The organism is Microseira wollei NIES-4236, from assembly GCF_020521235.1.
GTDB classification, from domain to species: domain Bacteria; phylum Cyanobacteriota; class Cyanobacteriia; order Cyanobacteriales; family Aerosakkonemataceae; genus Microseira; species Microseira wollei.
Genome location: NZ_BLAY01000579.1, coordinates 1 through 420, shown reverse-complemented (window position 1 = coordinate 420; position 420 = coordinate 1). Strand labels below are relative to the sequence as shown.

Here is a 420-nt window from a genome sequence, read left to right as displayed (position 1 = left end):
TGCTTTTAGATGCAATTCTTGGGGGAGACTCTAAGTAGGCTCAATTAGAGTTAGCGCCTTTGGTTTTGGTTGCAGGTATTGCTCAAGTTCCTAGAATTTTAGAAAAACTTTGACTCGATGCAGTTACAATTAATTAGACGATTGATTTAGTAAAATAATGCCGGTTCAATTCACTAGCGAAATTATTAATGAAGTTTGGGATGCTAGCAAGTATCGGGCAACTCTAAATTATAAATTGATATCGGTAGGATATAGGCAGGAAGCAGTATCTGGTAATGAGGCTGTATTTTCTGGGGATGCGCCCTTGTCACCTGCTGCAAAAGATAGAGCGTATTTAAAGTATCTCATAGAACAGCCTAGTGGAACAAGTATTAAAATTCAATTGTGGCAGGGAGATGGAAATGACGGTTTAACGCTAAC

Annotated in this window: 1 protein-coding gene; it reads left to right on the top strand. The window is 38.6% G+C overall.

Going from position 1 to position 420, the window contains the following annotated elements; genetic code table 11:
• Positions 1-157 precede the first annotated feature (157 nt).
• On the top strand, positions 158-420 hold a 263-nt coding region (locus tag MiSe_RS49915; RefSeq protein WP_226595054.1), incomplete at its 3' end, for a hypothetical protein.